The sequence below is a fragment of the Paenibacillus physcomitrellae genome (assembly GCF_002240225.1).
In the GTDB taxonomy this organism is placed as follows: domain Bacteria; phylum Bacillota; class Bacilli; order Paenibacillales; family Paenibacillaceae; genus Fontibacillus; species Fontibacillus physcomitrellae.
This window is the reverse complement of record NZ_CP022584.1, coordinates 4276542-4288387: the sequence shown is the minus strand read 5'-3', so window position 1 is coordinate 4288387 and position 11846 is coordinate 4276542. Positions and strand designations below refer to the sequence as shown.

The 11846-nt window shown below is 49.1% G+C and carries 12 protein-coding genes; 1 reads left to right on the top strand and 11 read right to left on the bottom strand.

The window, feature by feature from the left end; genetic code table 11:
* Nucleotides 1-35 precede the first annotated feature (35 nt).
* Nucleotides 36-500, bottom strand: coding sequence for a VOC family protein (locus CBE73_RS19270; RefSeq protein ID WP_094095619.1), 465 nt, complete (start codon nucleotides 498-500; stop codon nucleotides 36-38).
* Nucleotides 501-602: 102 nt separating this feature from the next.
* Between CBE73_RS19270 and CBE73_RS19265 the strand changes: the two genes are divergently transcribed.
* On the top strand, nucleotides 603-1526 hold the full coding sequence (locus CBE73_RS19265; protein ID WP_094095618.1) for a helix-turn-helix transcriptional regulator: 924 nt from the start codon (nucleotides 603-605) through the stop codon (nucleotides 1524-1526).
* 97 nt (nucleotides 1527-1623) lie between these two features.
* Here CBE73_RS19265 and CBE73_RS19260 read toward each other — a convergent pair whose 3' ends face one another.
* From CBE73_RS19260 to CBE73_RS19220, 10 genes are all read right to left on the bottom strand, one after another.
* Nucleotides 1624-2355: a glutamine amidotransferase gene (locus CBE73_RS19260; RefSeq protein ID WP_174704775.1), complete on the bottom strand. Its 732-nt coding sequence runs from the start codon at nucleotides 2353-2355 to the stop codon at nucleotides 1624-1626.
* A 121-nt stretch (nucleotides 2356-2476) separates the two neighbouring features.
* Entirely contained in the window at nucleotides 2477-3787 is a 1311-nt protein-coding gene (locus tag CBE73_RS19255; protein WP_094095616.1) for an ArgE/DapE family deacylase, read from the bottom strand.
* Between the two features lie 18 nt (nucleotides 3788-3805).
* Entirely contained in the window at nucleotides 3806-4315 is a 510-nt protein-coding gene (locus CBE73_RS19250) for an ureidoglycolate lyase (protein WP_094095615.1), read from the bottom strand.
* Nucleotides 4316-4353: 38 nt separating this feature from the next.
* Nucleotides 4354-5394: an autoinducer 2 ABC transporter substrate-binding protein gene (locus CBE73_RS19245; protein ID WP_094095614.1), complete on the bottom strand. Its 1041-nt coding sequence runs from the start codon at nucleotides 5392-5394 to the stop codon at nucleotides 4354-4356.
* The gene (locus CBE73_RS19240; protein ID WP_068693887.1) at nucleotides 5391-6344 is read right to left on the bottom strand and encodes an ABC transporter permease; all 954 of its coding nucleotides are present in this window, start codon (nucleotides 6342-6344) and stop codon (nucleotides 5391-5393) included. Before CBE73_RS19240 ends, CBE73_RS19245 begins: the two co-directional genes overlap by 4 nt.
* Nucleotides 6341-7303, bottom strand: coding sequence for an ABC transporter permease (locus CBE73_RS19235; RefSeq protein ID WP_094095613.1), 963 nt, complete (start codon nucleotides 7301-7303; stop codon nucleotides 6341-6343). Before CBE73_RS19235 ends, CBE73_RS19240 begins: the two co-directional genes overlap by 4 nt.
* On the bottom strand, nucleotides 7300-8814 hold the full coding sequence (locus CBE73_RS19230) for a sugar ABC transporter ATP-binding protein (protein ID WP_094095612.1): 1515 nt from the start codon (nucleotides 8812-8814) through the stop codon (nucleotides 7300-7302). Before CBE73_RS19230 ends, CBE73_RS19235 begins: the two co-directional genes overlap by 4 nt.
* Before the next feature lie 267 nt (nucleotides 8815-9081).
* Complete coding sequence (locus CBE73_RS19225) at nucleotides 9082-10095, bottom strand: LacI family DNA-binding transcriptional regulator (RefSeq protein WP_094095611.1); 1014 nt, start codon at nucleotides 10093-10095, stop codon at nucleotides 9082-9084.
* Nucleotides 10096-10511: 416 nt separating this feature from the next.
* Nucleotides 10512-10589 carry an NUDIX domain-containing protein gene (locus tag CBE73_RS22710; RefSeq protein ID WP_373286347.1) on the bottom strand — a complete coding sequence of 26 codons (78 nt, stop codon included), beginning with the start codon at nucleotides 10587-10589 and terminating at the stop codon, nucleotides 10512-10514.
* Nucleotides 10590-10765: 176 nt separating this feature from the next.
* Nucleotides 10766-11614 carry a helix-turn-helix transcriptional regulator gene (locus tag CBE73_RS19220; protein ID WP_094095610.1) on the bottom strand — a complete coding sequence of 283 codons (849 nt, stop codon included), beginning with the start codon at nucleotides 11612-11614 and terminating at the stop codon, nucleotides 10766-10768.
* Between the last annotated feature and the right edge of the window lie 232 nt (nucleotides 11615-11846).

Here is an 11846-nt window from a genome sequence, read left to right as displayed (position 1 = left end):
AAAAGAATATCCTTCCTGCATTTATCCTGTGTTCGTTAATTCATGCTGGAGATTACGTGATCAAGAAACTGATCTGCGTCGCTATTGAATTTCCAGTTAACTCCAAATTTATCAACTAACATTCCAAAACACGAAGACCATGGAGTATTGGATAACGGCATGATCACATGGCCGCCAACAGCCAAATGATTAAAGTAGTCTTCCAGTTTCTGCTTATCATCCATGACCAGACTAATCAGAACATTATTCCCTTTCACCAGTTCGCCCATTGTCGCCTTCATTGAAGGCAAAATGTCCGACATCATGATTTTCCCTCCTGCAAATTCTATGGAGGACTCCATGATCATATTCAACTCCTTTTCCGGCAAGAGGTAGTTTGGATCTTGGGGGATATCCCTTAATTTCACTTTTTTTACTTTTATTGCTCTTAAAGCCTCCGAATAAAATTCAATCACTTGTTCTGCATTTCCATCAAAGTTCAAATATACAACAGCTGCCATAAAGCAATACCTCCTTCTTGTTATAAATTTAGTATAATTTATAAGAGGTGACATCCGTATGTCACCGTTTCATACGGAAGCAGAAAAAAAAGAGGGGGAACTATGGAAAAAGTTGAGAGATTAATTTCGATCATTATGATCTTGCTGAAAAAGAATATCGTTTCCACCAAAGAATTCGCGCAATTATTTAACGTTTCCAAAAGAACGATTCTTCGTGATATGGAAACCTTGAGTTTATCAAACATCCCGATCTATTCGGTCAATGGAGTTCATGGCGGTTACGGCATTATGGATGAATACAAGATTGATAAACGTCTTTTAAGCAACTCCGACTTGGAGAATATCTGGACTGCGCTCGGCGGCTTGGAACAAATTCTAATCAGTGAAGAAGTTGAAATAACGATCAAAAAAATAGAAGCCATGATTAGTCCATTGGCTCCGAAAGGTTTAATGCAGCTGTCTTTTTATGATTGGGAAGGTCGGTCTGAGATTCGTCAAACCTTAAAGACATGTCAGGAAGCTATTTTAAAGAGAAGATTAGTTTCATTTGACTATATAGATAAAAATGGCACTGCGATGAAAAGAACTGTCGAGCCTTATCAGCTTCATTTTAGCGAAACGAGTTGGTATCTGAAAGGATTCTGCTTGCTTCGCAAGAGATATAGAACGTTCAAATTATCTCGGATCAATCGTCTTAATATGGATGAACAAATGTTCAGCCCTAGAGATGATTTGTTGGAACAAAAGCAGGAGGCCAATTATCAACCGGAGCTGGTCACAGTCAAGGCGTTGATTTCGCCTGCCATCCAAGATCAATTCATTGAACGATACGGCCGAAAGAGCATTAACAATTATAGCTCTGATTATTTATTGGCAACAATCCAAGTTCCTCATAACCATATTGGTTTTCAATTTTTAGCGAGTTTCGGGACAAATCTCGAAATCGTAGAGCCGAGAACCTATGTTGAGGCATTTCGAGATTATTTGATTAAAATGGTGGAGAAATACACTTCAAAAGACTCCTAGGCAGACCGATAATGCCGATAAAACAAACGGCAGAATACCTAACGGTATTCTGCCGTAAATATGAATGCTGTTTTATCTTCTGGGCAAGTGAGCGGATTCAGCCAATATATTGGACGAGCCTTGTCCAGAATGCCGGATAATGTTCCCACTCCATAAATTCAAGGGAACCCCAATGCGGTGAACAATCGCTGGCGAAAGCCGCCGTCTTGCCTGCCCCGAAGGTGCCGACAGTCAAAATGGCGTCGTCCCCGTGGCTGAGCAGCTCCTCGGCCTCCGGTTTCGCCTTGAGCCGGTTGTAACCGAGCAGCTTCGGCCAGTCGCCGAGACCGTCCACAAGCGGATGGGATCGGGCTGCGGCAGGAGAGAAGCCGCTTGGCATTTCTGCGCGGTCATCCCCGTTCTCCATTACAACCGGCAGCACCTCGGCAAGCACCGTATTTTTATAATTGGCTTTCCCTTCGATCCCCATAAAAGTCAGATACCCCCCTACCATCAGCAGGCCGCCTCCTTCGGCAACAAACTGCCTGATCAGCTCCAGCGCATTGGGTACAACCTGCATTTGATAAAAGGTTGAGTTCTGCAGCAGGAACGTATTGGCCCCCACATCGCTCAGCACAATCGCATCATAGGTTTTCAGTTCCTCCAGCGATTGCGGGAACCGCACCTGCACCTCATGCGACGGCATGTAGGTAAGGTCGATGCCGCCCTTGCGCAAACAGTTTAGCAAATAGGTTGCGCCTTCCTCATATTTGGTTGAGGTAAAGCTGTCATATCCTTTTGTATGAATCATATGAACGATCCACGATTCCCCAATAAATAACACCTTCATAACAACAGCTCCCTTCATTTAGGATAGAACCCGGCTGACCAGCGGTTCTATCAAGAACCCTCGGCCATGCGACGGCCGACGGGGTTCGGCAGTCTTCCAGCGCGACTGCCTGCAGCAGGCGTTAAGCCTCCTCTACGCCGCACCAGTCGACAATCGTTTTGGCAATCATTTTGACGGCCTGAATCACTTCCTCCACCGGCGTGAATTCATCGCTGTGGTGAGCCAGGCTGGGATCGCCGGGACCAAAGTTGACGGTCGGGATGCCTACGTTAACGGGCCAGCCCATATCGGTATGGAAGCCTAGCCCTTCGATTTTCCCCGATTCGCCGATCGCTTGAAGGGACTGCACACAGGTCTGCACAAACGGATGTCCGGCATCGGTTTCCGCACAATCGGCATCGACCAGCCATTCGATTTCAGGCGGATGTTCGCTCAGCCAGGGATCGGCTTGGGCCGCCTGCATCAGGAAATCTATCAATTCCTTTTTCACATGGCCTCCGACCAGCTTGTCGTCGCGTTCGGACGGCAGATACTGCGCGTTAAACACGATTTCCGCCTCATTGGCGAACGAAGTCGGGTATTCCCCTGCCTTCAGCTGCGCTACATGCACCTGGCACGGAATAGACAAATAAGGATGTGTTTTGCGGACCGCCCAATCCTCATTCAAGCGGTCGATTTCATCAAGCAGATACCGGGCCTTTTTGATCGCATCCACCGCTCCGCCGTCCTTCCAGTCCGCCTGCGGCATTTCGATATGGCCACTTCGGCCCTGGACCTTGATTTTCCCCCATAAAATGCCTCTGCACAGCGGAGCGATCGTAAGGGATGTTGGCTCTGTCAAAATGCAGGCATCCGCCCGGTACCCGTGATGAATGAAATCAAGCGCCCCCATGCCGCCGGCTTCCTCATCCACTACGGTCCCTACAATAACGGAGCCTTTGGGCTTAAAGCCGCTGCGCAGCACGGCCTCAACGGCCATGATCATCGCCGCCACGCCGCCCTTCATATCCACCGTGCCCCGGCCGTACATGTTCCCGTCGATGATCTGGCCTTCAAACGGATCGACCGTCCATTTGCTGCCTGCCATGACGACATCAATATGGCCAAACAGCAGCAGGGACTTGCCTGCCGCTTCCCCATCGAAGGTCGCAGCCAAATTCGGTCTTCCTGTAAAATCCCGGCCCGGGTAATAACCCGCCATGCCTTCATATTGCTTCAACTCGTCTGCAACCGGCTCCCACTGCTCGATCCTCGCGCCCAGCCCGGACAGCTTCCCGGCCAAAAATTCCTGAAGGTCCTTTTCCTTCGAGGGACCCGGCTCCTCAAAAAACCAAGGATTCACGCTGGGAATCCGGATTAGCTGCCGTAAAAAATCAATGATTTCCTCCTGATGACCGTCTATCCAACGCATAATTTGCTGTTCCTGATTCATGCTGCGCTCCTTCCCGTCCTAGCCGAACCGGACGGTATCCTTATTTTTAAAGTCGACCCATGGATGAATCATTTCATCCCCAAATTTATCCTGCTTCTTCTCAATCCCGAACATATACCGGGCCACTCCTTCAGCCGAATAAGCCGGACTGTGCCAAACTCCCTTGCCGATTACAATCGCCTGGCCCGGTTTGATCCGGAAACATTTTGTGGTTAACGGGTCCGGACTTTCATCCGGATCGTCGATATCCGCGCAGCAAGCGACAGGCTGAATGATTTCCCGGTCAAAGGTCAGCAGCAGCTCCTCCCGGCTGACGTGCCGTTCCATAGCGGCAACGACCGGCTCTCTCTCCCTGGTGACCACGAGGCCAAAACCGATGGGCACCTCTGCCTCAAGCATTTGAATATAACTCCAGCAGTCCCAGCCTTCTCCGCTTTTGGACGGGGCCCCGGTCGGCAGATCAATCACTTTCCCATAGGGAGCAAACGCCTCCGGCGTCAGCTCCTCAAGCTCCACTTTATGCTGCATGAAATACCTCTCCCTCAGCTGCCAAAATAGAAATCCATTTAGAAATCAAAACTGTCCACGTTATCGCTCGTTACTTCCAGCGTACCGATAAATACGTTGCTGCCGTCTACCTTGACTGTGCCGACATTCGGAATATCCATGCCGTCAGTGATCTCTTTGCCCTGCGCCAATTGGTCCAGAACATATACCGTGGTGTACGCCAGCTTGCCCGGATCCCAAATAATGTCCGTTTTGATCGTGCCGTTTTTGATATAGTTCTTCACAACACTCGGAACCGCAATGCCCGTAATCGCAACCTGTCCCTGCTTCAGCGTTCCGGCTTTGACGGCCTGCTCCACCACTTCAGCAGCCGCTGGCGGCTCTCCGCCGGCAAAGCCGATGATGCCTCTTAGATCCGGATAGGTTTTGATCAGGTTTTGTGCATTCGCATATGCTTTCTGTTGGTCATCGTCGCTCGACACGGTCGTTACCAGCTCAATATCCGGATAGTTGGCGGCAAAATAAGCTTTGGCTGCGTCTGATTTGGCGATTTGGTTCTGCGAGCCGAGTCCGGCTACCATAAAGGCAACCTGCCCTTTGCCGCCGATCTCTTCGCCGATCGTTTTGGCCAGCAGCTCGCCGACCGCTTCATCCGTATCGGGGGCCACGTAATATTGACGGTCTGTATCCGGAGCATCGCTGTCCCAGGTTACAATCTTGACGTTTTGTCCGGCTGCCTTCTTGAACACAGGTCCTACCGCTTTGGCGTCGTTAGGGGATACTCCGATCCCGTCCACCTTGCGCGTCAGCATATCTTGAATCATGTTGATTTGTTTCGAAGAATCCGCTTCGGTAGGCGCGTTATAGACCACTTTAACGTTCAGGTCCTTTGCCGCTTGATCGGCTCCTTTTTGGGCGGCGGCCCAATAGGCCGGTCCAATGGATTTCGGATTAATGAAATAAGTTCTAGATCCCCCGCCCGAGGTTTCTTGACCGTTAGCTCCGGCCTGGGCGTTTCCGCCGCTGCCGCCTGTATTTCCGCATGCCGCCAAACTTAACGCCAATACCCCTGACAATACCGCTAATGCCATTTTTCTCATCCTGTTAACCCCCCGTTAAATTTTTTGTTCCCTACGGCGATTAAGAGCAGTGCCCCTAATATAACCGCCTGATAGAGCACCGAGACTCCGAGCAGATTAAGCCCGTTTCGCAAAAAGACGATGATCAGCAAACCGACAAAAGTTCCCGAAAGACTGCCCCTCCCTCCAAAAATGTGCGTTCCGCCTATTAGAGTAGCTGTTAAAACATCCAGCTCTATATTGGTACCTGAGGTCGCTTCCGCGCTTGCCAGACGCGACACCAGGAAAACACCCGCCAATGCCGAAAATAAACCGCTGAGCAAAAACAAAACAAATCGTGTACGAATTACGGAAACCCCGGAATAATGCACGGCTTCCTCGTTATTGCCTATGCCGTATACGTAGGTGCTGAATCTCGTTTTCCTCATTACGAAGTTAGCCAGAAGGAACATGACAGCCAGAAAAATAGCGTTAAACGGAATGCCGCCGATGTATTGCTGGCCCAGGAAATAGAAATCGTCCGGATAACCGCTGATGGGACGGCCTTCGTTGATGACATAAACCAGGCCGCGCAGCATGACCAGCATACCGATCGTCACTACAATGGCCTGCATCCGGTGCCGGGCAATCAGATAGCCGTTCACCGCCCCGCACAGCAAACCCGCTAGAAGCGCAACGAGAACGCTGAGCCAAATATTCAGACCGTGCTCGAACGCAATTCCGAGACAAACAGCCGAGAAGCCCAGAATAGAACCGACCGAAAGGTCCATCGCTCCGGAAATGACGATCATCGTCATCGGAATAGCGATCAGGCCAATCTCGACCATCTGGTTCAGCACATTCATGAAATTAGTGAAGGATAAGAAATAAGGGGACAGAAAACTAAACAACACGATGATGAAGAGCAGCAGCAAAAGCTGAACCAGCAATTTATTTTCCTTGAACGAAAACGCCCTTACCCATACGCTCATACCAAATCACCCTCTTTGCTTTTGCTTTCTCTGACACGCTGCAGCGTATTGATTACAATCGCTAACAGGATTAGAAAACCGGTGGTCGCATCGACCCAAAACGGAGAAACCTTGGAGATGATCAGCCCATTTTTGACCATGCCCATAAACAGAACGCCCAGCATAGTGCCCGCGACCGTCCCGACACCGCCAAAAATGCTTCCGCCCCCGATCAGCACCGCAGCCATCACCTCAAAAGACAAGCTGCTGCCGGCCGTCGAGGCCTGCACGCTTCCCACCTTGGAGGCAAAAATCACCGCAGCGATGCCTACCAGCATTCCCGTCCATACATAAACGGTAAATTTTGTCCTCGCCACGCTGATGCCGGCCAGCTTCGCAGCCGCCCCATTCCCGCCGATCGCATAGATCCGTCTGCCGCTTCGCGTAAATTTCATCAGATAAATAAAGACGGCCACAAGCACAATCGCTACCAGCAGCGGAAATGAAACGCCCGCCAGCTTCCCTTGACCAAAGAAGCGGAACCCTTCGGGGAAATTGGTCATCCAGGTACCGCCGCTGATGCCTACCGCGATTCCGCGGAAAATATACATGGTGGCCAGCGTTACAATAATGTCGGGGATTTTTCTCACTGCAATGAAATAACCGTTAACCGCCCCGCACAGAATTCCGATGCACACCCCCAGCAAAGCCGCCAGCCAGGGAGGAAAGCCGTGGCTTAGAAACAGGCCGACCGAGGTGGCCGTGAGCGCCAGAACGGAACCGACGGACAAATCCATCCCGCCCAGCAAAATCACCATAGTCATGCCAATCGCGACGATAAAGGAAGAAAGGTTCTGATCGAGAATCAGCCAGGCATTGTCAAATTGAAAAAAATCCGGGGAAAGAATCGAGAACAGCACAATCACAACAAGAGTAAAAATGATGATCGGCGCCTCATGGATATTGAAGATTCGCTTCATAAGCTGCCTCCTTCCGTATAACGCGGATGTGAAGCACGCTGCAGCAATTGCTCCTGATCAGCTTCTCCGCGGCCGAATTCATGGACGACCTCACCTTTGTAAAGCACCAGAATGCGGTCGCTCAGTCCAATCACCTCAGGCATTTCGGAAGAGATCAGCAGAATGCTGAGGCCCTCCTGCGCCAGTTGATGAATGATGCTGTAAATTTCCGCTTTCGCCCCCACGTCCACGCCCCGCGTTGGCTCTTCAAGGATGAGAATTTCCGGTTTGGCAGCCAGCCATTTGCCGATTACGACCTTTTGCTGGTTGCCTCCGCTGAGGTAATCGACGCTTTGCTGGTCACTCGGCGCTTTGATCCGCAGCTTCTCCATGTACTCGCGGCTTGTCTCCATCATTTTTCTGCCGTCAAGAATCGGGCCTTTGGACAGCTCTTGGAGGTTGGGGATGGAGATATTCTGGCGAATGGACATCGGTTTGATGATCCCTTGGCGGTGGCGGTCCGGCGGAACGTAAGCGATTTTCTGCGCTTTGGCATTGCCTGGACGATTGATCCGCACCGGTTTCCCTCCGACCATGATTTCTCCTGTACCCCGTTTCAATCCGAACAGCCGCTCAGCAACCGTATGGGAACCGGAACCCGGGATTCCAAACAACCCTAAAATCTCGCCTTTCCTGAGCCCAAAGGAAACGGTATGTTTATCATCCAGCGACAATTCCTTGACCTCCAGCGCTTTCTCCTCGCGCGGCTCCTGCTCCCGAACCGGGTAGAGCTGGTTGACCTCCTTGCCTACCATCATTTGAATCAGGATTTGTTCCGTTACCTCTCCGATGCTCCGGGTATCGATTTTCTTTCCATCCCTAAGCACCGTAACCTTGTCGGCGATTTCAAAGATCTCCTTCATCCGGTGCGAAACATAAACGATCGCAACCCCTTGCGATTTCAGGAGCTTTACGACGTCAAACATTTTCTGCACCTCGTTCTCGGGCAGAGCGGCCGAAGGTTCATCCATAATCAGCACATCTGCCTGGAAAGACAAGGCTTTGGCAATTTCCACAACCTGCTGGCTGTGAACCCCGAGATGCCGAACCTCCTTGCGGACATCTATGCCGCTTCCTCCGATGGAATCGATAAGCCGCTGCGCTTCATCGTACATGTTCGACCATTCGATCCGTCCGAATCTGCCGGTGATTTCCGGGCGGTCGATAAAGATGTTCTCCGCCGCAGACAGGTTGGCAAACAAATTAAACTCCTGATGGATAATCGAGACCCCCTGCTTCTGAGCGTCAAGAGGATTGCCGAAATGAACCTCCTTCCCCTTGAGCCTGATAACCCCGCGGGTAGCCGGATATACGCCGGATAAAATTTTCATCAGCGTGGATTTGCCTGCTCCGTTCTCCCCCATCAGCGCATGGACCTCACCTGGATACAGCTCGAAATGAACATCGGATAAAGCCTTAACCCCTGGAAACTCCTTGCTGATCCCTTCCATTGTCAAAACAGGCTGCTGCATGGCCTTCCCCTCCTTTTCCCTCATCTTCATCATGCAGGCTTCAGAAATGGTTTGATTGTATGCTTGATTTTGGATAGCTTTAATAAGACTAAGCGTTAATACATCAAAGTCTTGGGGTGCAGTTGAGTACAGGAAATCATTTAATTAGGGGAAAGGGATCGTGATAGGCGAACAAGGCTTCAATAAAACTGTTATTTCTCCTGCTGTTTGCTTTGTATAGTAGACATACGCCTTATCGGCTGTCCGCCATCATGGTCCCTTCCTGCTCTAGTTCAGTTTCTTGACCGAACCACATTTCATCAGTTCCACATCCAAAATCACTTTCTTAGGCTTCGAAGGCTCCAGCTGCCCGCCTTTAATCTTATGGATGAGCATTTCCGCGGCCTGTTCCCCCATTTCCCTCGTGGGTCTGCGGACAACGGTGACCTGGGGCTGCACGAACTGCGCCAGCTCATTTTCATCAAAGCCGATTAGTGAAATATCCTCCCCCAGTTTCAGGTTCATGTCGCGGATTGCCCGGATGGTTCCTTTGCAGAGAACGTTATTCGCAGCAAATATCGCCGTTGGCGGCTGATGCGATTGCAGCAGCTCCTTAGCAAATTTATAGCCGTCCTCTTCCGTCCAGTTCCCCTGCTTGTGATAAGTAGGATCAGGCGTAAATCCATGCTCCAGCATGGCCTGCTTATACCCCCAGAAGCGGTCCTTGCCGTCATTAAAATCATGAGCGCCGTCGATGATCGCAATCCGTTCATGGCCATATTCGATAAAATGTTTGGTCGCTTCATAAGCGCCTCGGTAATTATCAATCATGACGCCGTCGTGACCGCTGTCATTAAAATAACGGTCTACCAGTATGGTCGGCTTTTGAATTTCCCGATAAAATTCCGCTTCTTTATGGCTGCCGATCAGAATGATGCCGTCGACGTTTTTCCCCAGAAAGCTGTCCAGAAATTCTTCTTCTTCGCCTTCATCTCCGTTGGTGGAAAGCACGAGCGTAAAGAAACCTTCCCGCTTCGCTACCTCAACCGTCCCCTCGATGACCGCCGTATAAAAGGGATTCTGAATTTCCGGCACGACAACCGAAATCATATTCGTTTTCTTATTGACCATGGAGGCCGCCATGTTGTTGGGAACAAAGTTTAATTCCTGAATAATTTTGAGTACCCGTTTACGGGTTGATTCACTAACGCGATCAAGCCCATTGATGACCCGGGATACGGTTGCAACCGAAACATTGGCTTGTTTGGCTACATCCTTTATGGTGATGTTTCTATTGGTCACTGCTGCCTCCCATTCCCATCAATTTGTAATAACGTTTTTACATCATTAAATCCTCATGAATATGGATCTAATAAAAATTGATGATTACATTTGTCAAAACGTTTACGCAATTTCTAGTCTCATTTTAGTACACGAAAAACCAGATTTCAATAGTAAATCCACAAAAAAATCAACATTAAAGCGCTTACTTTTTATATATCTAACATCAATGTGTCAGGTTTATAAAAAGTAAGCGTAATTTTATCCATTTCACAATATCCAATGTAATATTAATTAACACATTGATGGTTTGTAATTAGAAAGTTCGACACCTAGAAAAGCAAAAAAGCCCATGTCGGGTTCGTGTAAAATGGAAGTCAACACAACTAAACCATTTTTACAGGAGAACTTAAACATAGGCTACTCATTTTGGAGATTTATCCTGTTTCTTTAAAAAGTCCCCTTTTAACGGCTTCTCCCAAAGTTTCCCCCGGTTCCATTAAGCCACCGGGCAAGCACTATGGCATTACTTGACAAAGAAAAACACCTTTCTATTCGTAATGGCAATAATGCTCAAACATGTTGCGCTAGACACAGATACTAGACACAGATACTAGACACATATATATGTAAATTTTCCGGCCTTATAAAACTCTCACATCAGAGACCTCACGCTAAGGATAAAATACTGTCATCCTTTGTTTATTGCAGGTGATTTCTTTTTCAAATATTTTTCCAGCTTTGATCTTGTTGCTGCAAGTGGCATATAAATCATCACTCTTATATCAGGATCATTGGGGATCTGTAGCGTAATATGATCAAACTCCAGGTGCCCCAGGTCGGGATGCTCCACTTCTTTAAATCCTTCAAGAGAGCCGGGGGTTTCATGCTGCATCCATAGCCGGTCAAATTCGGGACTTAATCGTTTAAGATCTTCAATTAATTCGGCAAAAGACGCATCTTCAACGTAGCGGGCTGATGCCGTGTGGAATTCCGCAATCATCCCCGCAGCCTTTTGGTCGAAACCTTTGAAGCGTCCCTTCCATACCGGGTCGGTGAAAAACCGCCAGATTAAATTGAATTCATGAGGCGGGGACGCGGAGGAAATAGAGAAAACCTCATTTGCTGCATCATTCCAGGCCACAAAATCCCAGCGTCTTCCCAGAATATAAGCAGGATTCGGAGCAAGGTCATCCAGCATCCTTTGAAAGGATGGCCCGATACTTTCTTGGTCGGGAGACAAGTAAGGAGGAAGTGATTCCCCTGCAAGAAAAAATAGATGGCGGCGTTCATTGACATTAAGCCTTAGAGCCGTAGCTAAACTTTCCAATACTTGTACTGACGGACGTACATCACGTCCCTGCTCCAGCCACATGTACCATGATGTGCCGATATTCGCCAGTTGTGCGACCTCTTCCCGGCGCAATCCGGCTGTCCTCCGACGCTGCCCAGCCGGCAATCCCACATCCTTTGGAGAAAGGCTTGACCTCCGTTTACGCAAAAAGTCGCCGAGAACCGAACGGCGTTCGCTATCGTTCATCTCAAACCCTCCTCATAAAATATTTTTGAAGCTATTTAGAAGCCAGATCCCAGTCCTCTAGAGACTGGGATCTGCTCGAATGTTACCAGTCGTCGCACCTTCAAAATTGAGTCAAGACCGGCTGGCTGTAAACCTCCAAGGACTCGACATCTTACCGATGGATGAACCTATTACTCGGAAACCTATGATCAAGCGGCCTCTCGTCAAAAGTGTATTAGAAAATTATACTCAA

Bases quoted from the DNA above. Each gene is read 5' to 3' on its own strand.
- CBE73_RS19245 (WP_094095614.1), bottom strand. From the start codon at position 5,394: ATGAGAAAAATGGCATTAGCGGTATTGTCAGGGGTATTGGCGTTAAGT.
- CBE73_RS19240 (WP_068693887.1), bottom strand. From the start codon at position 6,344: ATGAGCGTATGGGTAAGGGCGTTTTCGTTCAAGGAAAATAAATTGCTG.
- CBE73_RS19220 (WP_094095610.1), bottom strand. From the start codon at position 11,614: ATGAACGATAGCGAACGCCGTTCGGTTCTCGGCGACTTTTTGCGTAAA.
- CBE73_RS19230 (WP_094095612.1), bottom strand. From the start codon at position 8,814: ATGCAGCAGCCTGTTTTGACAATGGAAGGGATCAGCAAGGAGTTTCCA.
- CBE73_RS19255 (WP_094095616.1), bottom strand. From the start codon at position 3,787: ATGAATCAGGAACAGCAAATTATGCGTTGGATAGACGGTCATCAGGAG.
- CBE73_RS19250 (WP_094095615.1), bottom strand. From the start codon at position 4,315: ATGCAGCATAAAGTGGAGCTTGAGGAGCTGACGCCGGAGGCGTTTGCT.
- CBE73_RS19265 (WP_094095618.1), top strand. From the start codon at position 603: ATGGAAAAAGTTGAGAGATTAATTTCGATCATTATGATCTTGCTGAAA.
- CBE73_RS19235 (WP_094095613.1), bottom strand. From the start codon at position 7,303: ATGAAGCGAATCTTCAATATCCATGAGGCGCCGATCATCATTTTTACT.
- CBE73_RS19270 (WP_094095619.1), bottom strand. From the start codon at position 500: ATGGCAGCTGTTGTATATTTGAACTTTGATGGAAATGCAGAACAAGTG.
- CBE73_RS19260 (WP_174704775.1), bottom strand. From the start codon at position 2,355: ATGAAGGTGTTATTTATTGGGGAATCGTGGATCGTTCATATGATTCAT.